The organism is Cryobacterium sp. Y29 (genome assembly GCF_002929825.1).
Lineage (GTDB): Bacteria > Actinomycetota > Actinomycetes > Actinomycetales > Microbacteriaceae > Cryobacterium.
This window is the reverse complement of sequence record NZ_PJJN01000031.1, coordinates 69,448-90,829: the sequence shown is the minus strand read 5'-3', so window position 1 is coordinate 90,829 and position 21,382 is coordinate 69,448. Positions and strand designations below refer to the sequence as shown.

The 21,382-nt window shown below is 60.1% G+C and carries 18 protein-coding genes; 11 read left to right on the top strand and 7 right to left on the bottom strand.

The genetic code is table 11. From position 1 onward, the window contains the following. Positions 1 to 126: 126 nt before the first annotated feature. Positions 127 to 2,115 carry a hypothetical protein gene (locus CXY74_RS07340; protein WP_104199837.1) on the top strand — a complete coding sequence of 663 codons (1,989 nt, stop codon included), beginning with the start codon at positions 127 to 129 and terminating at the stop codon, positions 2,113 to 2,115. Positions 2,116 to 2,186: 71 nt separating this feature from the next. Here CXY74_RS07340 and CXY74_RS07335 read toward each other — a convergent pair whose 3' ends face one another. Genes CXY74_RS07335 through CXY74_RS07320 form a run of 4 tightly spaced genes read right to left on the bottom strand, consistent with a single transcriptional unit; the run spans position 2,187 to position 5,666 of the window. Further along, a complete protein-coding gene (locus CXY74_RS07335) occupies positions 2,187 to 3,143 on the bottom strand; it encodes a glycosyltransferase family 2 protein (protein ID WP_104199836.1) in 957 nt (318 codons plus the stop codon). 2 nt (positions 3,144 to 3,145) lie between these two features. Then, positions 3,146 to 3,598 (bottom strand): GtrA family protein, encoded by a 453-nt coding sequence (locus CXY74_RS07330; RefSeq protein ID WP_104199835.1) that lies wholly within the window; start codon positions 3,596 to 3,598, stop codon positions 3,146 to 3,148. Then, entirely contained in the window at positions 3,595 to 4,563 is a 969-nt protein-coding gene (locus CXY74_RS07325; protein WP_104199834.1) for a Gfo/Idh/MocA family protein, read from the bottom strand. The genes CXY74_RS07330 and CXY74_RS07325 overlap by 4 nt, the downstream gene beginning before the upstream one ends. Positions 4,564 to 4,565: 2 nt before the next feature. Next, on the bottom strand, positions 4,566 to 5,666 hold the full coding sequence (locus tag CXY74_RS07320; RefSeq protein WP_104199833.1) for a DegT/DnrJ/EryC1/StrS aminotransferase family protein: 1,101 nt from the start codon (positions 5,664 to 5,666) through the stop codon (positions 4,566 to 4,568). A gap of 110 nt (positions 5,667 to 5,776) precedes the next feature. On the opposite strand from CXY74_RS07320, the gene CXY74_RS07315 reads away from it, so the two are divergent. The 3 genes from CXY74_RS07315 to CXY74_RS07305 all read left to right on the top strand — a co-directional run bounded on the left by CXY74_RS07315 (position 5,777) and on the right by CXY74_RS07305 (position 9,321). After that, positions 5,777 to 6,475 (top strand): acyl-ACP--UDP-N- acetylglucosamine O-acyltransferase, encoded by a 699-nt coding sequence (locus tag CXY74_RS07315; RefSeq protein WP_104199832.1) that lies wholly within the window; start codon positions 5,777 to 5,779, stop codon positions 6,473 to 6,475. Between the two features lie 163 nt (positions 6,476 to 6,638). Continuing rightward, a complete protein-coding gene (locus tag CXY74_RS07310; RefSeq protein WP_158252330.1) occupies positions 6,639 to 8,168 on the top strand; it encodes a DUF2142 domain-containing protein in 1,530 nt (509 codons plus the stop codon). Beyond that, positions 8,161 to 9,321, top strand: a complete 1,161-nt coding sequence (locus CXY74_RS07305) for a glycosyltransferase family 4 protein (protein ID WP_146070088.1) — start codon at positions 8,161 to 8,163, stop codon at positions 9,319 to 9,321. The genes CXY74_RS07310 and CXY74_RS07305 overlap by 8 nt, the downstream gene beginning before the upstream one ends. On the opposite strand, the gene CXY74_RS07300 is transcribed toward CXY74_RS07305, so the two are convergent. From CXY74_RS07300 to CXY74_RS07290, 3 genes are read right to left on the bottom strand one after another with little or no spacing between them, the layout of a single operon-like run. Then, positions 9,297 to 10,397, bottom strand: a complete 1,101-nt coding sequence (locus tag CXY74_RS07300) for a glycosyltransferase family 1 protein (RefSeq protein WP_104199829.1) — start codon at positions 10,395 to 10,397, stop codon at positions 9,297 to 9,299. The two genes, CXY74_RS07305 and CXY74_RS07300, sit on opposite strands and share 25 nt — an antisense overlap. 4 nt (positions 10,398 to 10,401) lie before the next feature. After that, positions 10,402 to 11,544 (bottom strand): hypothetical protein, encoded by a 1,143-nt coding sequence (locus tag CXY74_RS07295; protein WP_104199828.1) that lies wholly within the window; start codon positions 11,542 to 11,544, stop codon positions 10,402 to 10,404. Beyond that, on the bottom strand, positions 11,541 to 12,413 hold the full coding sequence (locus CXY74_RS07290) for a glycosyltransferase family 2 protein (protein ID WP_104199827.1): 873 nt from the start codon (positions 12,411 to 12,413) through the stop codon (positions 11,541 to 11,543). Before CXY74_RS07290 ends, CXY74_RS07295 begins: the two co-directional genes overlap by 4 nt. Positions 12,414 to 12,474: 61 nt before the next feature. Between CXY74_RS07290 and CXY74_RS07285 the strand changes: the two genes are divergently transcribed. From CXY74_RS07285 to CXY74_RS07255, 7 genes are all read left to right on the top strand, one after another. After that, complete coding sequence (locus tag CXY74_RS07285) at positions 12,475 to 13,644, top strand: glycosyltransferase family 2 protein (RefSeq protein ID WP_104199826.1); 1,170 nt, start codon at positions 12,475 to 12,477, stop codon at positions 13,642 to 13,644. After that, positions 13,644 to 14,636: a glycosyltransferase family 2 protein gene (locus CXY74_RS07280; RefSeq protein ID WP_104199825.1), complete on the top strand. Its 993-nt coding sequence runs from the start codon at positions 13,644 to 13,646 to the stop codon at positions 14,634 to 14,636. Before CXY74_RS07285 ends, CXY74_RS07280 begins: the two co-directional genes overlap by 1 nt. A gap of 49 nt (positions 14,637 to 14,685) precedes the next feature. Next, the gene (locus tag CXY74_RS07275; protein ID WP_158252329.1) at positions 14,686 to 16,548 is read left to right on the top strand and encodes a DUF4012 domain-containing protein; all 1,863 of its coding nucleotides are present in this window, start codon (positions 14,686 to 14,688) and stop codon (positions 16,546 to 16,548) included. Between the two features lie 158 nt (positions 16,549 to 16,706). After that, the gene (locus CXY74_RS07270) at positions 16,707 to 18,149 is read left to right on the top strand and encodes a polysaccharide biosynthesis tyrosine autokinase (protein ID WP_233193266.1); all 1,443 of its coding nucleotides are present in this window, start codon (positions 16,707 to 16,709) and stop codon (positions 18,147 to 18,149) included. Then, complete coding sequence (locus CXY74_RS07265) at positions 18,146 to 18,748, top strand: low molecular weight phosphatase family protein (RefSeq protein ID WP_104199823.1); 603 nt, start codon at positions 18,146 to 18,148, stop codon at positions 18,746 to 18,748. Before CXY74_RS07270 ends, CXY74_RS07265 begins: the two co-directional genes overlap by 4 nt. A gap of 14 nt (positions 18,749 to 18,762) precedes the next feature. Then, positions 18,763 to 19,746 (top strand): hypothetical protein, encoded by a 984-nt coding sequence (locus CXY74_RS07260; RefSeq protein ID WP_104199822.1) that lies wholly within the window; start codon positions 18,763 to 18,765, stop codon positions 19,744 to 19,746. Between the two features lie 275 nt (positions 19,747 to 20,021). Further along, positions 20,022 to 21,194, top strand: a complete 1,173-nt coding sequence (locus CXY74_RS07255) for an IS110 family transposase (protein ID WP_104199945.1) — start codon at positions 20,022 to 20,024, stop codon at positions 21,192 to 21,194. The last annotated feature ends 188 nt before the right edge of the window (positions 21,195 to 21,382 follow it).

Sequence of the window (21,382 nt, the reverse complement as noted above, 5' to 3'; positions counted from 1 at the left end):
TTGAGGAATAAAGAAGTAAAAACATCCCGTGCTGACGGTAGTCACACGGGGGCCGTCGGTGAGAAGTCATACTCAGTCCAGTTCGGATCGAGGTTAACGCATTGGCTCCGTCCTTCTGATGGAGGCATGCCCAATCGCTTGGTAACGTGGGGGTGTCCTGCCATCCTTGCCGTTGCTCTTGCAGTCTTGGTAGGGCTAGGAATCACAGGATCCTCGACGGGGTTCCTCCAGCAATTCTTCAGTTCGCAGAGCGACCCTGCGTTGATCTCTGGAACCCCGCAGTCCATTAGAAGTGATGAATGGGCGGTGCAAACCGCGTGGACTATCTCCCAGGTCGAACAGGGACTTCCGGTTGAAAACAGAACTTTTCCGGGCGGTTCGGACACGACCGTGCAGAGCGATTTGCCTTCCACGGATTGGTCTGTAGCTTTTCGGCCTCATCTCGCTGGTTTCTTCTTTTTCCCGCTCGATAATGCCATGTCACTTAAATGGTGGTTGCCGGCGTTCGCAATGATTGCAGCGTGTTATCTGTTTTTGGTGAGTCTTCTTCCTCGACGTCCGGTCACGGCAGCGGTATTGTCGACCGCATTTTTCTTTGCGCCGTTTTTTCAATGGTGGTTTCTGCCAATCACATTCTGGCCCGTGACTTGGTGTTTCCTCGTTATGACGGCCACCATTTGGTTAGTGCGCGAGAAACGGTTGCTTCCCAGAATCGGTATTAGCGCAGCCGTGGGGTACACGACAGTAACGATGGGAATGGGCGTCTATGTACCCTTCATCGTTCCTGTAGTTTTCGTGGCAGCCGCGTTCAGCATTGGCTTCACTCTGTCGCGCAGTTCGACATGGGCAGCAGAACCGCTCAGGCGCAGGCTGTATCGGCTCCTGCCTCTGCTCGTCGCGGGGGCGACCGCAGTGGGCGTGCTGGTGGTTTGGCTACTCACCCGTATGGAAACGATCGACCGTTTCCTCTCAACAATTTACCCTGGACAGAGATTGGGCAAGACGGGTGATCTGAGTAAAGACGGTTTGGTTTCTCTCTTCGGCGCGCCTGTGACGGAGAGCTTGGGCCTTGCCAATGGCCAGCCGCTCGGCGGGAACGCATCGGAAGCTTCAACATTCTTTTTGTTTGCCATGTTCCTACTGATCCCCCTTGCATGGTTCGCGTGGAAAGACCGGCGGTCAGCGAAACTTACGGATTGGGTCGTCGTTGCTCTCGCGGCGGTTACCGCCGTGATTCTTGCTTACCTCCTCGTCCCGGGGTGGGACCGAGTTGCACATATCCTTCTGCTTGACCGGACAACAACTGGCCGTATTCGAATTGCACTGGGAGTTTTGTCCATAATTGTTGTGGCGGTCACAATTTCTCGCACTGACACATTGAGATCAGAATCTGGTACGCGCCCGCCGCGACTTATCGCACTCGTCGCAGTCTGCGTAGGTGCCGTGCCAGTTTTCTTCGTGCTGAGATACCTCCTGCTGCGTGACGCGGGGATTATAGAAAATTCGACTGCGTGGATATTCATATCGGTGATCAGCGTTGTGGCGATTTACTTTTTCGCGCGAGGGTGGGCGTTGGCGGGGGCGAGCTGCTTCCTCGCAGCTTCCCTACTCGGATCTGCTGGTGTCAATCCGATTTACGTCGGTGTCTACGATCTAAACGAAACCAGGGTGGTCTCTGAGATGAAGAGTCTCGCGGGCGATGCGGCGGGGGCCTGGGTCGGGGTTGGCGATTCCTTTCTTCCAACTGCGATTTTGGTCCAGTCGGGGCTGCCGTCTTATAACGGTTTTCAAGGTGCTCCGTCCCCGGAGATGTGGGATCAAATCGACCCTGCAGAAGAGTACGAAGTGGCATGGAATCGCCTTGCAAACATCTCGTGGGTAGCTGGAGAGGGTGAGCCAGACCCAACAAATCCGGGGCCAGACCAAATCCTTATGACTTTTGATTCTTGCGCAGCATTTGCTCAGGATCACGTCAAATATATTCTCGCGGTTGCCGAGACGGATCAGGCATGCATGCAGCAAATCGAAGTTGTTGAGGAAGGACCGTCTACGTTCTTCCTCTACGAAGTGCTTCCCTTGGAGGAAGCCGCCTCTGTCGGACCGACGGTCCCATAACCCTCGACGACTCAGTATCGCGGGCCGTGACCGGGCTGGGACGGGGGCGAAGTGAGGATTTGGTTGCGGCCCTACTCGAATGGGGCGAATGTCGGGCTAGATGGGCTGGCCTGAATATCGAGTTGCAGAGCGCTAATCAAAAGTTGGGTGCCGAGCATCAGAGGCAACGCTGCCAACATCACGGTGGCCGCGGTTGCTATAACTGAGGTTGCAATCTGGAAGCACACCCAGATTGCGATACTAATTCCGATCGTGGAGAGAACCAGCCCCAGTGCCAGCAGCAATGCGATCGGCGAGAAGGACCAGAGTACGTAGCGATACCAAATACGGCGCCAAAATCCGCGCCCCAGAAGGTTCAGGAGCTCTGGAATGACCTTGCTGAGCCGGATGCTCGATACCTCGTCCGCGTACACCGCCGGGATCGGCACGTCGATGGCGGGGACTTGGAGAATGTTGAGGTGGATGAGAAAATCGTTCTCGAAGCTGTAGCGTCGGGACACTCTGTCCAGGGGCACACGCTTCAATACCTCGGTGCGGACGGCGGTGTATCCATTTTGCGGGTCAAACAAATTCCAGTATCCGGAAGCCATTTTCGTCATGAACGAGAGCACGATGTTACCGAATACACGGTATTGGGGCATGCCGTCAAACGATTCAGGGGCGAAGAATCGGTTGGCCTTGGCGAAGCCGTAGCCGTCGCGGGTGACTTTGTCCAACAAGGCCGGCAGATGATTAGGGTCCATTTGGGCATCTCCGGCCATGATGACGTTAACGTCCGCACCGAGTGCCATGGCCGCCTTGTGTCCCGTCACGATGGCGCCACCGACGCCTTGGTTGACCTCGTGGCGAATGAGAGTCACGCGTTCATCCGCAATGAGATTGACGACCGCGCTCGTGTGGTCTGGGCTGCAATCGTCGACGATGACAATGAAGTCGACAAAGTCTGGCATTGTCGAGATGACCGTCGCGATCATCTTTTCTTCTTTGTACGCGGGGACAACTGCGGCGATACGAGCACCGTGATACACGATTAATCCTTTTTATGTGGGCGGGTGTCAGCGAAGACCCAATAGCGGTATGCAAAATAGTTCCAGAGCGTTGACAAGGCAGTCGCTATTACCTTGCCGCCGAGCCATCCGAGAACGGTTTGATCGATAAGTGAAACGATGGCGACGGTGGCCAGAGTGTTAACCACCACAAGCATCGTGTATTTGAACAGCGCCACGCCGTGTGGTGCGTTCGAACCGAAGGAAAAGATCCGCTGAATCGTATATGTGAAAAAGAAGCTCAGCAGAAATGCTGCGCCGGTTGCTAACCAGAGAGGCCAGTCCAGCACATTCTTCAGAAGGGCGAGAACACCCACGTCGACAAGGAATGCCAGACCACCGGCGAAAAGGTATCGAAGCCCGCTATTTTGGCGAACGCGAACGTGCCATTGGATTGGATTGGTCGACGTGTCGCGGGACCGGACAGCTTTATTCACCTCAGTGCTGCGAGTTTTCGGGAGATGACCTGGTCGATGACTTCATGGGATGCCACGATAGTCGAACGTTCCACCGCGGCATCTACTGAACCATCAATGACGTCCATGAAGCGCGAGAATTGCGTTGTCAGAGGCTCCTGAGATGTAATGAGTTCCGGAATCTCAATGACAGTCTGCTGACGATATCCGCGGCCGTCATCGACGGAGTTTTCAGAGACGTGTCGATAGATCGTGACATCCCGACGAAGTAGGTCAATTTCGATGAGACGGTCGACCTCGTAGACCGACAATTGGCGGATTTTGCGCTGGCCGACGCGGCTGGCAGAAACGTGAGCGATAGCGCCATTTTCGAAGCCGAGCACGGTCTCAGCAACATCTTCCGCCATGGGAGCGGAATCGGGGTGGAAGAAGCCCAGAGTCGCGTCCACCGAAGTTGGGTTAGAGCCGATGATGTTGATGGCGAGGTCCACGTCGTGAACCAACAGATCCCAAGCAACGCCTGTGCGAATGCGCGGAGCGTATGGTGAATGGCGCGTGGCCATAACGTGAAGCGGCTGCTCCAGCAGTGACCGAGCAGTGAGAACAGCCGGATTGTAACGTTCGAGAAGTCCGCACATGAGTGGAATATCGCGGTGATCAGCCTCGTCCAGAATCTCCTGTGTTCGAAGCAGGCTGTCCGCGACGGGCTTCTCGATCAGAAGAGGACGGTCTTGGGACAGAACGCGCATGGCGAGGTCAAAATGCGCCTCGGTTGCGGCGGCGACCACAACAGCATCCACATCCGTCAAGGTCGGAAGTTCGGGAAGCCAAATGGCTCCAAAACGATCAGCTACCCGTCGGCCTACATCTTCGCGCGGGTCGATTAGGTAGGCAAGGTCCGCTCGATCGGACTGAGCGATGACGCGCGCATGGTTCGTGCCCATATTGCCGGCGCCTACCAGAGCAATTTTCTTCTTCGATGCCATACTCAAACTCCTGCCACGGCGCGAACGGACGATACTATTTTTGCGATCTCCGCGTCGGACAGTGCCGTGTGTACCGGTAGCGACAAGACTTCCTTGACCATCTGGGTCGCGACGGGCACGTCGGCCGGGATAACCTGCGGGTGGGAACGGTAGGCGTCGTAATCCGTAACGAGCTTGGGGTAGTAAATTCCGCTGCCCACGCCTCGCTGAGCGAGGGCCTCGACAAATGCGTCGCGTGGGACCCGGGACTCGGCAGTGATGCGCACGGTGAATTGGTGCCAAACATGCTCCCGACCGTCCAATTGACGAGGCACGACTACACCTGGAACATCGGCGAGTCCTTCAATAAGGCGATCTGCGTTCCTCTGACGCTTGGCCACCGTCTGTGCGTAGCGCTCCAACTGCGGAATGCCCAGGGCGGCTTGAAGATCGGTCAGACGGTAGTTGTTGCCTGCCATCTCGTACACGTAGCGCGCTCGCATGCCTTGATTGCGCAGCAGTCGGAGTTTATCGGCGAGGTTGTCGTCATTCGTCGTGATGAGACCGCCCTCCCCGGTCGTGATGTTCTTTGTGGCGTAAAGGGAAAATGCCCCAAGCCCATAGCTCCCAGCGTATTTTCCTTTATAGCTGGCGCCGTGAGATTGCGCCGAATCCTCAAGAATGCGAAGGCCCCGGTCCGTTGCCAGCGCGACCAATGGGTCCATGTCGGCCATTTGCCCGTACAGGTGTACGGGCAGGAGCACTTTGGTGCGGTCTGTGACCCGTTCGGCGACAGAAGTTGGGTCGATATTGAAGTCGTCGGCACTGATATCTGCGAAGGTGGCTGTCGCACCCGCCTCCAGGATCGCGTTCAGTGTGGCAACAAAGGTGAAGGGAGAGGTGATAACCTCGTCTCCCGGCTGGAGGTCAAGAACCTGCAGAGCTGCAATGAGTGCGGTGGTGCCGTTGTTGACAGCGACAACATGGGGGCTACCGAAAAGTTGGCCAAAACGCCCTTCAAGTTGTGCGACTTTGGGGCCCTGCGCAACGGCGCCGGATCGCAAAACTTCCGAGACTAGTTGTTGCTCTTCTTCGCCGAACTCGACAGTTGTAATCGGGATCATGTCGCCTCGTAGATTAGATTCGATGTGCTGGTGTAAATACGTGCGCCTCAAGAATAACGGATGGTGTGACGTCCATCCGGACACGCGGATCCAGATTTAGTGAGGGAGCAATGAATTCTGTACATCCAACCGCCCAGTTAATCGGGAATGTTCTTCTTGGATCAGGCAACACGATCGGCCCGCTGGCCGTGATTATTGGGCCGGTTACCATTGGGAACGGAAATTGGATCGGTACCGGTTGTGTGATTGGGGCACCGCCCGAAGTGCGAAGTTGGGCGCATCCTGCCGATGCCCTCAATCCAGGTTCAGGGAACGGTATCCACATCGGTAACAACAGCGTCATTCGCGAGTACGCCCAGATTCATCAGGGCTGGCATCATCAAACACGCATCGGCAACGACGTTTTCTTGATGAACCAGACTTACGTAGCGCATGATTGCACGGTTGAGGACGGGGTAACTCTCGCCTCCAGTGTGCTACTGGGCGGACACGTTCGCATCGGTGCTGGTGCGAACCTTGGATTGGGCACGTGCGTCCATCAACGAAGGTACGTCGGAGTCGGGGCCATGGTGGGGATGGGGTCTGTCGTAACACGCAATATACCGCCGTTCGCCAAGGCGTATGGCAACCCGGCCAAGGTGGCGTCTGCAAATCGCATGGGAATGGAACGTGCAGGGGTCCCCTTGTCAACGATGACGGCAATCGAAACTGCCTACGGGACCGGGAAGAACGAGTCTTTCGATGGCCTCGATGGCCTCGATGGCTTCGCGGACGCTTTGGCAGCGTGGCGGATCTACGCACAATCATGACGCTGACGACAGTGGACGGTATTCTGATTTGACTGGGCGTCGGTCCTGGCGAAATGTCTGGAGCTACGCACACGTGCCACGAACTTTCTTGCTGGCGAAGCAAACGGCCGGCGGGCGAACTGCAGGCAATTCGCGCTCAGTTTTTTGGCTGGTCTTTCTGTTCGTGTTCGCACTCTCGACCCTGTGGTCACTGGCCAGCCCCATCTTCTCGGTACCCGACGAGAACGCGCATGCAACCAAGGCCATCGCGCAAATGCATGGTCAGGTTATCGGCTATGACGTGCCGGGGATCAAGCACACGGTGGTTGACCTGCCAGGGGGGTACTCGTACTCGCCACAGATTCTCTGTTTCGCTTTTCACCCTGATCAGCCTGCGAACTGTGGGGTCGAACTTGGCGATGAGGGCGGAGCCGACTGGTTCAACACCTGGGTGGGCGCCTACAACCCCCTGTACTACTACGCAGTCGGATGGCCGAGCTTGATCTTGGACGGATCAGCTGGCATCTACGGCATGCGCATCGTGAGTGGATTGCTCGCCGCAGTGTTCGTCGCCTGGGGTTTTCAAGCAGCGATGTCCGTGCGCAGATCGCGGTGGATGCCGCTGGGCCTGGCCTTTGTGGCAGCCCCGATGGTCGTCTATTTCTTCGGTTCGGTGAACCCCAACGGCATTGAGATCGCTTCGGCTGTCGCCCTCTGGGCTACCCTTCCTCGTCTCCTCGAACGGTTCGATACCCGACGAGTCGCACAAGAGGTGTCCTCACTCTCACGCTGGTATCTCTGGATGATCGTAGCCGTCGCCTCCGTGACGCTCGCGACAGCTCGAGCGACGGGGCCTCTGTGGTTGATTGTCGTTGTTGGTATCTGTTTCATCGCGACCGGTTGGAATTCGGTCAAGTCGCTGTTCACAACTTCGCGCTCATATATTCCGCTCGGTATCGTCGCGGCCGGAGGTATCTTCTCGATCGTGTGGACGCTGAGCGGCGGCAGCCTGTCGAGCCAGGCCGAGAAATCGGACGCGCCGCTGGTAGGTGCATCATTCGTGCAGGGCTTCGTGCACGTACTTCGCACCACACCGCAGTTCGTTCAGCAGGCCATCGGGTACTTTGGTTGGTTCGACGCGCCGCTGTCGACATCCGCTTATTGGCTGTTTGTCATACCGATTGGCATTCTGATCGTTCTCGCTGTCACCGCCTCCCGGCGACGCGGCCTGGTCACGATGGCCGTGATTACGGCCGCTGCCGTCTTGGTACCGGCCTTGGTGCAGGGCTACAGCGTGAGCCAAACCGGAGTTATCTGGCAGGGGCGATACGGCCTCTTCCTTTATCTTGGCGTGACGATTCTGGCGGCCTGGCTGCTTTCTGCGAAACAGGGAAATCGCGTGGCGTTCCTGTCGACACGAGTCACCTGGATTAGCGCAGCGCTGATCGCGTCATACGGGCTGCTGGCTTTCGTAGTCGTGATGTGGCGTTACGTAGTCGGCAGTGGACAGCCGATCAGTGAGATGTGGAAAAATCCGGCCTGGCAGCCGCCGCTCGGCTGGCCAACCCTGGTCGTGCTTTATGCGCTGGTATCGATCGCGTTCGTTCTGTGCACGGGGTGGGTTGCCGCGCGCGCGGCGCGACTCGAGGATGCGGCCGACCTGGCTGAAAGCCTGACTGCTGCAGCGCCGACCGAGTGCTCTCTTCGTGACTGAACCACGCGTGGCGATCGCCTACGACTGCTTCTTTCCGATCAATTCGGGCGGCGGCGAACGGGTGTATCGACGAATCGCGGAGTTATTCACCGAGAGGGGGAGCGCCGTTGACTATGTGACGCGCGCCCAGTGGGATGGCCCAGCGCCGAAAGCGAGCTTCTCGGTCGTTCCGGTGTGGCGCGGGTCGATCTACGACGACGCGGGAACGCGCACGCCGATCAGCGCCGTGAAGTTTGCATTGGCTCTTTTTCACCACTTTCGGGCGCGCCGCGATAACTATGACGTGGTCATCGTGAGCGCCTTACCCGTACTCAATGTCTTCGCGGTGCAACTGGCATTAATCGGAAGCAAGGCCTTCGTGGTGACCGACTGGCTCGAGGTTTGGGGGTGGCGCCAGTGGCGCGCTTACTCGGGCATGCTCATGGGCACCGTCGCCTCGGTGCTGCAACTGATAGCGATCCGCCTCGGCCACCTCCACACCGTCAATAGTCACTTCACCGGCTCGCGCATTCGGGGCTATCGGCGGCGGGCCACCCCGGTGACGTTGGGGCTGATTGACCTCGTGGGTGCCGCACCCGATGTGACGACCAAACGCGGCGACGATCCGTACCTGATTTTCGTGGGTCGTCACATCGCTGACAAGCGACTCATCGATCTGCTGCCTGCCCTACATGAGGCGCGCAAGCAGATTAGCGACCTGCGCCTCGTCATCGTGGGTTCCGGGCCGGAAACTGCCGCGGTGGCCGCACTGATCAGCGAGCTGGGCCTCGATGACGTGGTCACGCTAGCCGGTCGGGTCAGCGACGCTGAACTGCACACGCTGCTGGTCGGTTCACGCGCGCTAGTCAACCCGTCACGCCGCGAAGGATTTGGACTTGTCGTCGCTGAGGCAGCTGCAGTGGCCACACCCAGTGTGGTCGTGGCCGGCCCCGACAACGCGGCAGCCGAGCTGGTTCACAACGGGATCAACGGGTTTATCGCAGCGTCGGTGCGACCTTACGACCTTGCTACCGCCATTGTGACGGTGGTGTCTGCCGGTGAGCCGTTGAGACGCTCCACGCAGGCTTGGTTTGAGCAGGAACGCGCGGCGGGAGGCCTCGGTCGATCCATCGACCAGATTCTGGTTGCTTACCGTTCTGCTAAGACCCGCTGAAACGACTCGAGCGTCTGCTGCGCGGTGCGGTCCCAGGTGAACTCTGCGGCCCGCGCGAGCCCACTAGCCGCGAGACGCGCCAACTCGTCAGGCGACGAAAGGAGCTCGCCGATACTTTCGGCGAGCCGGGCGGCGTCGTGAGTGTCGACGTACCCGGCCGCATCGTTGGCGACCTCATGCAGCACTGGAATGTCGGAGCAGAGCACCGGGCAGCCATGCGCCATCGCTTCGAGTACCGGCAGTCCGAAGCCCTCGAAGTAAGTTGGAAAGACGAACAGGGTTGACTCCGCATAAAGTGCGTCGAGTTCGTGCGGCGTGAGCCAGCCACGCAAAGACACCCATTTTTGAAGCCCGAGTTCGGTCACAAGCGGCGTGAGCGGGTCCTCGCCGTGACTGCCAGTAATCACTAAGTGCGGTCGCGTTTGTTCAGGGAGGAGCGCCAGCGCTGTCAGCAGCGTCGAGAAGTTTTTGTGCGGCATCCGGTTGCCGACGGCCAGCAGTTGGTTGGCGCGACGAACCGTAGGTGGGATTGCGCCTTTGACCAACGTTTCGCCCGCCAGGGGGATGACGTCGACTGGGGTGCGCTTGATGTGTAGGTAGCGACGAATGTCGGTGCGCGAGGCCATGCTGACTGTGAGGATGCGGCGTGCGGTGCGCGCGCCCAACCGAATGAGAGTTCGGAGAATGATGGAGTAGGCACCGGGAACGTATTCGGGGTGCCGGAATGGCAAGAGGTCGTGAATTGTCAGAACGACGGGAATCCTTGAATGAAGCGGCCCGAGGTTCGCTGGGCAGTGGATGAGCGCTGCGCGACGGCGCCGCGCAAAGCCGGCAACAGTGAACAACTCACCGCGTGCCCAGGCGATACGGTTCTCGCCGCTGATGCCGGAATCGATGACGTCGCCGGGAAACCAGGAGGTATCGCCGGCGGCCAGTTCGCTCGACGCGAGGGCCATGAATCGAAGACCGACGATTTCGCGCGGCATTCGGCTGTAGACCTCGCGAACGTACGATTCCATGCCCCCCTTCTTTCCGGTGAAGAAGAGCAGGTCGACCAAGATAAGTGGTAGTGGCATCGAATCAGTCCTTGATTACCAAAGTGGTTCGGGAACGGCGGGCCCCTTCGTAGATGACCGCGGAAATCAGTTCGGCGACGAGCATTCCCGCAAAGACCCAGATGATGTTCTGGGTTACGAGGCCCAGTCCGGCAAGAGCAAATGTGATGGCGGCCACGATCGCCCGCAGTCCCGTCAGCAGCCGTACCGCGCCCATGCGCCGCAGGGCAGCAAAAGGGATTGTGGTGAGAATGGATGTGGCTCGCCAGGCGCAGGCGACGGCCAGCGGTAGCGCAGTGTCGGAGAGCGACCACGCAGATCCGAAGATGAAACCAAACGTGCCGGTCGCTTCGAGAATGCCGAGTGCGACAATGGCCCCCAACAGTGCGAGCCCGGACACTCCGATATCAAGGCGGGAGTGCTCCTTCAGCAGCCGCAGTCGCAAGAAGTTGAGCGGTATTGCCAGCAACCCTGACACCGTGGAGATGGCGGTGAAGATGATGGCCTGAGCCGGGCCGATAAACGCGAGAATCATCACGTTCAGAAGCGGGTAGATGACACCGGTAATTGAGGTGTCTGCGACTACCCACCCCATGACGGCCGGGTCGGGCCGACTCGGCTGGTGGGATACAGGAAGGGAGCGCACGCAGGTGGCCGCGGCGATCCCGGCTACCAACGGAATCATTCCCCAGGTCTGTGCGGAGAAAGCTACAAGTACGCCAGCCAGGGCCCCGGAGCCGACGAGAACGGATGCCCAGATTTCGCGAGTGTCGAGGCGCTCGGCGACGGACACTCCACGACCGACCTCGAGCGATGCCAGCAGGATGGGGAGAGCGACGCACAGCGCGACGGCGTTGCTGGAGTTGAAGCCGACGATGATCGCTGTCAGCACTGAAAGCGCGGCCAGCCAGAGCGGAAACGTCACCCGTCGAGCTGTTGCGGCTGAACTCAACCGTGATTCGACGACGACCGCGAAAGTTACCTGGCCCACGAACGTGGCGAACATAACGGCTACGGCGATGGCACCCTGTTCGTGCAGGTTGAACTGCCGCGCCGAGATGGCAACGGTCGCGGCCGGAATAACAGCCAAGGAGACGCCGCCGAGAAGTGTGATGAGCGACATTGCTGCGCCGCGTAGGCGAATCTGCGGGGGCAGGGAAAGGCTCATCGATCGACCGCTTTCGACAACGTCTTACCGAAGCAGCGGCCGGTAAGGCCCTCGAAACGGCCTACGAAAACCCACCAGCCATCCGCTGTCTGAAAAGATGACCGATTGCGCAGACCGAAGAGAAGACCGCCGGCTAATGCTGCGGCCCGCCAATACAGGGGGTAATGCCACACCGTGAGCAGGCGACCGAAGCCCCGGGCGTAGCTGCGCAACTTGCGCCGGCGCTCGCCGTTGGAAAGCCCCTGCGGGTCTGAGACACCACCAATGGCCACCTCAGCCGGCAACCAAACGAACGAATCTGATTCGCGGGCGTGCATCAAACGCAAGAGCAAATCGGTCGCCTCGCCTGACTGCCACGGTGTCGAAGCGCCGGTGCCGATCGACTCTGTGAAGCCGCCGAGCCTGGTGAACAAGCTGCGGCGAATGACGAGGCCCATCTCGATGACGGTCCAGACGTTCCATCGGTCCAGGGGCGTGCCCGCGGTCGGGAGGTGAAATTTCGGACCGTTTTCATCTGTGACGGTCAATGCGGCGACACTGGCCGCGGGAGGAATCGAACGGAGACCCGCGATGATTCCTGGCGGAAACCAAGTGGTGTCATTGGGAAAGTGCAGGAGATAGTCCACGCCCGCCGGGAGCGTCGCGACCCCGGCGTTGCGTCCGCGCGATGCGCCCAACGGCGACGTCGTCACGATAATCTCGCAGCCGATGGCAGTGAACTCCACCGCGAGATCCTTGACCACTTGCAGATTGCGCTGCGCGACGATCACGATCGTGTCTGCGGCGGTGACCTGGCCAACCAACGACTGCAGCAGGCGGCGCAACCCCAGCTCTCGACCGAGGGTGGTGACGACGAGGCCAATGTTCATAGTGCACTAAGTCTGTACGATTGAGGGCGCACCATAGAACACAGACAGGACCCACACGCACATGCAGCAAACTTCGACGATCGAACTGACGATCCTCATGCCGTGTCTGAACGAAGCTGAGACTCTGGCGGTGTGCGTGAATAAGGCCCTCGGCTACCTTGAGCGCAGCGGTGTGGTGGGCGAAGTGTTGATCGCCGATAACGGGAGCACCGACGGTTCGCAGAAGATTGCCGAGTCGCTCGGCGCCCGTGTGGTTTCCATCGCTGAGAAGGGCTACGGCAGCGCCCTTAATGGCGGCATCGAACACGCCCGCGGCACCTATGTGATCATGGGCGATGCCGACGATAGCTACGACTTCAGCAGCCTCGACGGGTTCGTCGAACGCCTGCGCGCTGGCGACGAACTCGTCATGGGTAACCGCTTTCGCGGGGGCATCGAGCCCGGCGCAATGCCCCCGCTGCACAAATACCTCGGCAACCCCGTGCTGTCGTGGATCGGTCGCATGCTGTTTCGTTCGCCGATCAAGGACTTTCACTGCGGACTTCGCGGTTTCAACCGCCAGTCCATGCTTGACCTTCACCTGCAGACCACCGGCATGGAATTCGCCAGCGAAATGGTCGTCAAGTCCACCCTCGGCGGTTCCCGAGTCAGTGAGGTGCCGACCACTCTTGCGAAAGACGGCCGGAGCCGGCCGCCGCACCTGCGCAGCTGGCGCGACGGTTGGCGCCACCTGCGTTTTTTGCTGATTTTCAGCCCGCGCTGGCTATTTCTGATTCCCGGTACGGCGGCCTTTGTGCTGGGTTTTGTCGGCGTCCTGCTATTGAGCTTTGGGCCGGTCGTCTTCGGCCGCGTCGGATTCACCTATTCCAGCCAGCTCTACTTGGCGGCGCTAACGGTGGTCGGTTATCAATCAGTGCTGTTCGCGATTCTCACTAAGATCTATGCACAGCAAGAGGGTTTTCGCATTCCGCGCAGCCGCAACTTCGACCGTCTGCAGAAACGCATCAGCTTGGAGAGCGGAGCCGTTGTCGGCCTCCTACTCTTTCTCATCGGTCTCGGCGTTGCGGTTGCGCAGTTGACCGGATGGGCGTCAAACGACTTTGGCCCGCTCGACGCGGGTGCCACACTGCGTGCAGCGATTCCGGCCGCGCTGCTCATGATGCTGGGTTCGCAGACGATCATGGCCGGAATGTTCCTCGGCGTTCTGTCGGTCGGCGTGAAACGTAGCTAATGGTTGCAAGCGTTTCCGTCGCGTTGTGCACCTATAACGGTGCCGACTATCTCGAAGAGCAGCTGCTCAGCATCTTGGGGCAATCGTTGCGCCCCGATGAGATAGTGGTCTCCGACGACGGGTCGACCGACGAGACGTTGGCGGTGCTGGAGCGGGTCGTAGCGGCCTGGCGCACGAAAGGTGACGGAAACGTCATCGAGGTCGTGGTGTTGCGCAACGCCAGCGCGCTCGGCGTGACGGCGAACTTCGAGCAGGCGCTCGCCGCCTGCTCGGGAGATCTCATCGCGCTCTGCGACCAGGACGACGTCTGGTGGCCCGAGCGGGTGGAGCGCATGGTGACCGAGTTCACCCGACGGCCCGCTTTGCAGATGCTGCACACCGACGCCCGCCTCGTCGACGCTGCTGGCGCCCCCCTCGGTCATACGCTGCTGCAAACGTTGGGTGTGTCGGAAACCGACCGCGCGGCCGTGCACGCGGGGCACGCGATCGACGCCTATCTCCGCCGGAATATCGTGACCGGCGCGACGATGATGGTGCGGCGAGAGTTGGTCGAGCGCTCACGACCGTTCCCGCCCGCGTGGGTGCACGACGAGTGGATGGCCATGGTCGCCGCCGTGACGGGCCTGGTCGACCTGCTTGAAGAACCCCTCACCGACTATCGTCAGCACCGCGGTAACCAGATCGGAGTGACCACCCTCGACGCCTCCGGCAAGCTCGGCCGACTACGTGCGTCACGCACCGCCCGCAACGCCCGACTTCTCGCGCGAGTCGCTGCGCTGCAACAGCGGGCCTCAGAGTTTGAGCCGGCGCTATCCACTTCAGTACTGGCCCTGATCGATGCGAAGCTCGCGCATGAAACGCGTCGAAGCACGCTGCCAGCGGCACGGCTACTGCGGGTAGCGCCGATTCTGCGCGGCTGGCGCACGGGCGACTACTTCCGTTTCGGGCTGGGCCTGCAAGACGTGCTACGCGACTTGGTGCAGCCGGTCTGACTCGCCGACCGTGGTCTCTTAGGATGGTTTGAACTGATTCAATGGCATGGTGAGTGAAACAACAATTGGTGCCCAGAAATCCGCGAAACGACCCCGGCCGCGATTCTACCGCCGCTGGTGGTTCTGGACGATCATCGGCGTGGTCGTCGTTGTCGCGCTTGCGAGCTCATGGGTAGGCGTTCGCGGATGGCAAGCGAAGACAGAACTCGAAGCCGCTATTCCACTGGCCGCCACGATCAAGAGCCAAGCACTTGCAGGAGACACAAAAGCGGCCAACGCGTCGGTCACTGAAATGGCCAGCCACACCGCACGTGCCCGCGAATTGACCGGAGACCCGGTGTGGCGCGCCGCTGAATTCGTGCCGTTTGTCGGGGTCAATCTCGCTGCCGTGCGCACCCTGGCGGCCGTCGCCGATGACGTGATCACGGATGCCGCTATGCCTTTGGTGGAGGTTGTAGCCAATCTGAACCCGGCAACGCTCAAGTCCGTTGATGGGGGTATTGATCTTGAACCGCTCGTCTCAGCGGGTAAAATTATAAATGGAGCCAGCACGGTACTTACCGCAGCACGGGACCGGATCAACGATATAGACACGAGCGTAACCATGGCGCCACTCACCGCGGCTGTGATTAAATTCGACACCCTGCTCGCGAGCCTCGCGCCGCCGCTCGCGTCCGCCAGCCAAGCTCTCGACGTTATCCCCGATGCGTTGGGCGCCAGTGCCCCGCGTGACTACGTCATCGTGTTTCAAAACAGCGCCGAAGCACGTGCGCTCGGCGGTACTTCCCTGTCTTTTGTTCTGTTGACGATTGACAATGGCAGCATCAGTCTGGGCAAGGCGGTTCCAGCTGGTTTCGGTAACTTCGCCTACTACCAGGAGTCTGTCATTGCGATGCCCGACGGTGTTGCCGAGCTCTACGGTTCGGAATTCGGGCGGGCCATGTCTAACGTCACAGTGCGCCCGAGCTTCGAAAGTGCAGCCAAGGTGACCCAGGAGATGTGGAAACGTCAGTTCGGTACCGACATCGATGGCGTGATCTCTGTGGATCCGGTGGCGCTGAGTTACCTGCTTCGCGGAGTCACCCCCGTGACGCTCTCGACCGGCGATGTTCTTACGAGCGAGTCGCTCGTGCCCTTGCTGCTCAACGAGGTTTACATGCGATTCTGGTCAGGCAATACCACTGCAGACGCACGGGCTGACAACGCGGCGCAGGACGTCGTTTATGCAGAGATAGTGCAGAAGACTTTCGAACAATTGATGGGCGGCAATTCTGATCCCAGCATGTTGTTGTCGGCCGTGTCCCAAGCTGTCGACGAACGACGCATGCTGTTGTGGAGCCCTTTGGACAAAGAGCAAGCACTTTTTATGTCACTCGGGTTAGACGGCCCGCTGCCTCAGAGCGACGAGACGACCGACCGGGTCGGGGTCTACCTGCAGGAGAATGTAGGTTCCAAGATGAACTATTACCTGCAGCAGTCGGTGGGCCTCGGACAGGCCGTGTGTCGGGAGGACCAGAAGGCGTCGTATCGAATCAGCCTGGAGCTCACAAACGACCTGCCCCTCGACGCTGCGACATCGATCAGCCCGTCAATTTTAGGCACGTTCGTCAGGGAGGACTTGAAGCCCGGCGTACAGCGCATGATTGTCATGGTCTACGCGCCTCCAGGGTCACAAATCGTGGGCGCCACTATCGATGGCGGCGCCGTTGAGCTGCAGCAGTATCACGACACCGACTATCCGGTGGCTAAGGTCGTTCTCACTATGAAACCGGGTGCCACGTCGAAGTTGAGCGTAGACGTCGTCGCGGCCGGTACGGCCCAGAAGGTGCTGGCGGCGGAGGTGACACCGATGGTCAACCCCACGGCCATCTCAGACGTGCCGCTCGACTGCGCGAGCGTGTCCGTCAAGTAGTCGCGCCTACGTGTAGGGGCGTTCAACCCCGCACCACGAACAGCATTGGGTGTGGCGTGCATTGATGGGGCGCACAAGTCACGCGTACTCGTATGGCACTATAGATAGGGGATATTCCCTCCATTGGGAATTTCCCAGCAACAGGATCTATCGGAGGCATGCACGTGGAGCTAAAAGACTACGTCAGGATTTTTCATAAAAGCTGGATCTTGATCGTGGCGTGTGTGCTTCTGGGCATTGCAGCATCAGCCGCAAGCTCTATCGCCACAACACCAAAATATGTTGCCGGTACGCAGTTATACGTATCGGTGAAGTCGGCAGCAGATGCCGGCTCCGGTGAATTGGTGCAGGGCACGAGCTTCGCGCGCCAGGCTGTGGCGTCGTACGTGGATGTAGTCAACAGTGCCATTGTGCTCGACGAAGTCATCGCCGAACTAGGTCTCGACCTAACGGCCGCGCAGCTAGCCCCCTCAATTGCTTCGTCTTCTCCGTTGAACACCGTGCTCATCGACGTATCGGTGACGAACAGTGACCCCGTGTTGGCGGCGAAAATTGCCAACTCTGTGGGTAGCAATTTCAGCCGCATCGTGGTCGATGAACTAGAGAAGCCCGACGGTGAAGCGGTCAGCCCGGTGAAAATCGAGACCATCCAGCCGGCTCAGATACCCACGCAACCGGCGAGTCCGAACGTACCGTTGAACATCGCGCTCGGATTGTTGGTTGGCATTGGCATTGGCATCGGCATTGCGGTGCTGCGCAGTGTTCTCGACACGCGCATTCACAGCCTGCACGAAATCGAACTCGTGACCGACACGCCTATGCTCGGTGGCATCAACTTTGACCCCGATGCAAAAAAACGCCCGCTCGTGGTGCATGCCGACCCGAAGAGCCCACGCGCCGAATCATTCCGCAGCCTGCGCACCAACTTGCAGTTTGTGAACATCTCAGGCGGCCCGCGCAGCTTCGTCGTAACGAGTTCCATCCCCGGTGAGGGAAAGAGCACCACCACGGCCAACCTGGCCATCGCCCTGGCGGAAACGGGCGTGCGCGTAGCCCTCATCGATGGCGACCTGCGGCTGCCCCGCCTCGCGCACTACATGGGCATTGAGGGCGCTGTCGGCCTAACGGATGTGCTCATTGGCCGCGCCGAGCTTGCCGACGTCCTGCAAAGCTGGGGGCGGGGCAAGCTTGTCGTGCTCCCGAGCGGTCGCGTTCCCCCGAACCCCAGCGAATTGCTCGGTTCATCGGCAATGGCAAATCTACTCAATACTCTCACGGCGGAGTTCGACGTCGTGCTGATCGATGCCCCGCCACTTCTTCTCGTGACTGATGCGGCGGTGTTGAGCAAGCTCACCGGTGGTGCTCTTCTCGTGGTGGCCTCTGGCCGCACCAAGCGCAATGAACTCGCGAGCGCGGTGAAAGCTCTTGAACGGGTCGATAGCGCCCCGATTGGTGTCATCATTACTATGCTCCCCACGACAGGACCGGACTCTTACGGCTACGGCCAGTACAGCTACGGAAATATTGTCGACGAGTCCGTGGAAGTAGCCCCACAGGTCAGCGATCGCGCATTGCGCAGTATGAATCGGCGAACCGCATGATGGCGACGTTTTCCCTTCTCACGGTATGTTCGGGCAATATTTGCCGATCGCCCTTGGCGGAGCAACTTCTTCGGGTGGGCCTCGGAACCTACCCCGGCGTGTCGGTAGCAAGCGCCGGCACCATCGGTCTCAAGGGACAGGGCATGCCCGATCAAGCTGCAGAGCTTTCCCGCCAATTCGGGGGCGATCCGTCGGCTCACGTTGCGCGTGAGCTCACCGTCGAGCACCTCACCTCGTCGAACCTGATATTAGCGATGTCGCGGGAACACCGACGTGCTATCGCGGAGCTCTCCCCGCGGGCTATTCGTTACACTTTCACTCTTCGTGAGTTCGCGAGGCTGGTGCACGATCTCACAGACGCCGACCTGTCTGAGGTTGCGAGCATCCCTCTTGACGATACTGTCGCACGGTTTGCGTCTGTGGTGGGTCTTTCTGCCTCCCAGCGAGGCATGGTGTTGCCACCAGAAAATCCCGAGGACGACGACATCGTTGACCCGTACCGTCAGAGCGATAACGTCTATGCCGAATCAGCAAGACAACTTGTACCCGCCGTTACCGCTGTGGTCTCGCTTTTTCAGCGGGCTGCGACCGTCGTTTAGTTCGAGGGTCACGAATGACTGCTTTCAAGACGCTGAAACGCTCGAGTCATAACACTGCCGTGCGCCGCCGATGGATGCTGGCGGCACTCGCCGCATTCATCATCGGGGACATAGCTCTGGTCGCCCTTGCCCTCGCTCCTCCCGGTGCACCGTCGGCCGATATTGTCGACAACACGCATGCCACGGCCCCGGCAACCCCCGCCGTGGCGGCGGTCGAGACCTCGGCACCGGTGGCGCCCGTTGACGTCGTTCCTGTCGCCATTGAAACGACGCCACCCGCGCGTATTCTCTCAGTTCTTGACGCCACGACTGCTTGGCGCGGTACTACCGGCCCGTGTCCGACCACTACGGCGGAGGTCGAGCGCACGACCGATTCCGGTGGCAGCTGGGCCTCCTTCAATGCATCGATCGAGACTGATGCATCGTCGATTCTCACCATGACGGTGGTCGATCAGACCGAGACGTCACTCGTTACTCTCGACGCGAGTGATTGTGCCCCGCAGGTCGTCGATACCTATGTTGCTGGCGAAGAGTGGGCCAATTACCCAGAGCGCGCGAGCGGTCGTTGGTTTGTCAACCCGTCCAACCGGGCGCTCGTGCACACTCCGAACGGTGACGTGGCCGCGCCGTGCGCCAGCGTGGCAGTACTCGCGGCACGCAGCAGCACCGCTGCCGCGTTGCTCTGCGCCGATGGCACGTTTCTGCGCACGACCGACGCCGGTGCGAGTTGGGGGGCGGGCATTGCGCTGAACGGGGCCGTCAACCTCACTTCAGCTGGCGACGGCTACTTAGTGGTCGCGCAAAGCCAGGCTAGTTGTGATGGCCTGCAGGTGCTCGTGACCGGCGAGCCGACGGAGGTGCCATTGTCGATTGCTGGCTGCCGCGAGGCTGCCTTCAACCCGGGCGACGTCGCCGTGTCGAGTGGCGGGGGAACCCTGTGGTTGTGGGCCGGAGCCGCCCTGAGCAGATCAAATGACGGAGGTGCAACGTGGCTGTAATCGACAGCGTGGTCATGTGGAATTTACCACCTACCCCGTTACCTTGTTCGTAACCTCGGATGGTGTGAGTATCTGAGGGAGTTGGCCTGTCGGGTCCGGCATGATTGTTGCCCCCAGTCGTTGATGATCCGGGGGGTGTTGTCACCGGACTCGATTGGCGTCGGGTGATCGCTGATAGGGGCTCGACTCGGCGTAAAGCCGAGGTCGTTCGTAACGTGGATTCCGAGACTTGACGCCGTAGACCAGGCCACGAATACAAGTGGATGGGAGCAGTCATGATCGAAAACTATGACAGCGTCGACGTGTTCGTCGGTGTCGACGTTGGCAAAGGCGAGTACTACGCCGTCACCCTGAACCGAGCAGGCAAGGTCCTCTTCGACAAAGCATTACCGAACGACGAAGGCAAGATGCGGGCGGTGCTGCAGAAGCTGAAACAGTCCGGTACGGTGCTCGTCATCGTGGACCAGCCGGCCACGATCGGCGCCCTGCCGATCGCCGTCGCCCAAGCCGAAGGAGTCCTCGTCGGCTACCTGCCTGGCCTGGCGATGCGGCGCATCGCCGACTTCCACGCGGGTGAGGCGAAGACCGATGCCCGCGACGCAGCGATCATCGCCCAAGCCTCCCGAACGCTTCCGCATGCGTTGCGGTCGATTCAGCTGGCTGATGAGTCCGTCGCGGAGCTGTCGATGCTGTGTGGTTTTGACGATGACATCGTGGGTCAGATGACCGCGACCGGCAACCGAATTCGCGGGCTGCTCACCCAGATTCACCCAGCGTTGGAGCGGGTCGTGGGCCCGCATCTGGACCACCCGGCGATGCTAGATCTGCTCCAGCATTACCCGTCACCAGCGGCGATGAAAACAGCCGGCACCACGCGGATGGCCAACCGGCTGCTGAAGCTGGCCCCACGGATGGGCCGCCGCCTGGCAGAGGAAATCACCCAGGCACTGGGCGAACAGACCGTCGTGGTCGTCGGCTCCCATGCCGCCACAACGGTCCTCCCACGCTTGGCCGAACAACTCGCTGCCCTACGCCGGCAACGATCCGACCTCGCCGCCGAGGTCGAGAAGCTGGTGAACGACCACCCTCTTTCCCCCGTCCTGACGAGCATGCCCGGAGTCGGCGTCAGGACCGCAGCCCGGCTCCTCACCGAGGTCACCGGCAAGCACTTCGAAACCGCCGGCCACCTCGCCTCCTACGCCGGCCTCGCACCCGTGACCCGACGCTCCGGCAGCTCAATCCGCGGCGAACATCCCTCCCGACGAGGAAACAAGATCCTCAAACGTGCCCTGTTTCTGTCCGCCTTCGCAGCACTCCGAGACCCCGTCTCGAGGACCTACTACGACCGAAAAATCGCCCAAGGCAAACGCCACAACCAAGCCCTCCTCGCACTCGCTCGACGCCGGTGTGATGTTCTATTCGCCATGCTGCGAGACGGCACCCTCTAAGAAACTGAACACCAACTCGCTGCTTGACAAAAGCTGTGAGTCTTGGGGTGGCTGGTCCGGGACTGGCTGGCAGAGTTGGTGTTGGTCGCTCCGCCGTGGTCGTGACTCATGACAAAACTGGCCCTCGCGGGTGCCTTGCCTATGAACTGTCCGGCCGTGGTGGGTGACCGACGCCGGCCCGGCCCACC

Coding starts and splice junctions, on each gene's coding strand:
- CXY74_RS07320 (WP_104199833.1), bottom strand. CDS start 5,666: ATGATCCCGATTACAACTGTCGAGTTCGGCGAAGAAGAGCAACAACTA.
- CXY74_RS07325 (WP_104199834.1), bottom strand. CDS start 4,563: ATGGCATCGAAGAAGAAAATTGCTCTGGTAGGCGCCGGCAATATGGGC.
- CXY74_RS07300 (WP_104199829.1), bottom strand. CDS start 10,397: ATGCCACTACCACTTATCTTGGTCGACCTGCTCTTCTTCACCGGAAAG.
- CXY74_RS07290 (WP_104199827.1), bottom strand. CDS start 12,413: ATGAACATTGGCCTCGTCGTCACCACCCTCGGTCGAGAGCTGGGGTTG.
- CXY74_RS07315 (WP_104199832.1), top strand. CDS start 5,777: ATGAATTCTGTACATCCAACCGCCCAGTTAATCGGGAATGTTCTTCTT.
- CXY74_RS07280 (WP_104199825.1), top strand. CDS start 13,644: ATGGTTGCAAGCGTTTCCGTCGCGTTGTGCACCTATAACGGTGCCGAC.
- CXY74_RS07295 (WP_104199828.1), bottom strand. CDS start 11,544: ATGAGCCTTTCCCTGCCCCCGCAGATTCGCCTACGCGGCGCAGCAATG.
- CXY74_RS07270 (WP_233193266.1), top strand. CDS start 16,707: ATGCACGTGGAGCTAAAAGACTACGTCAGGATTTTTCATAAAAGCTGG.
- CXY74_RS07285 (WP_104199826.1), top strand. CDS start 12,475: ATGCAGCAAACTTCGACGATCGAACTGACGATCCTCATGCCGTGTCTG.
- CXY74_RS07265 (WP_104199823.1), top strand. CDS start 18,146: ATGATGGCGACGTTTTCCCTTCTCACGGTATGTTCGGGCAATATTTGC.
- CXY74_RS07255 (WP_104199945.1), top strand. CDS start 20,022: ATGATCGAAAACTATGACAGCGTCGACGTGTTCGTCGGTGTCGACGTT.
- CXY74_RS07260 (WP_104199822.1), top strand. CDS start 18,763: ATGACTGCTTTCAAGACGCTGAAACGCTCGAGTCATAACACTGCCGTG.
- CXY74_RS07340 (WP_104199837.1), top strand. CDS start 127: ATGCCCAATCGCTTGGTAACGTGGGGGTGTCCTGCCATCCTTGCCGTT.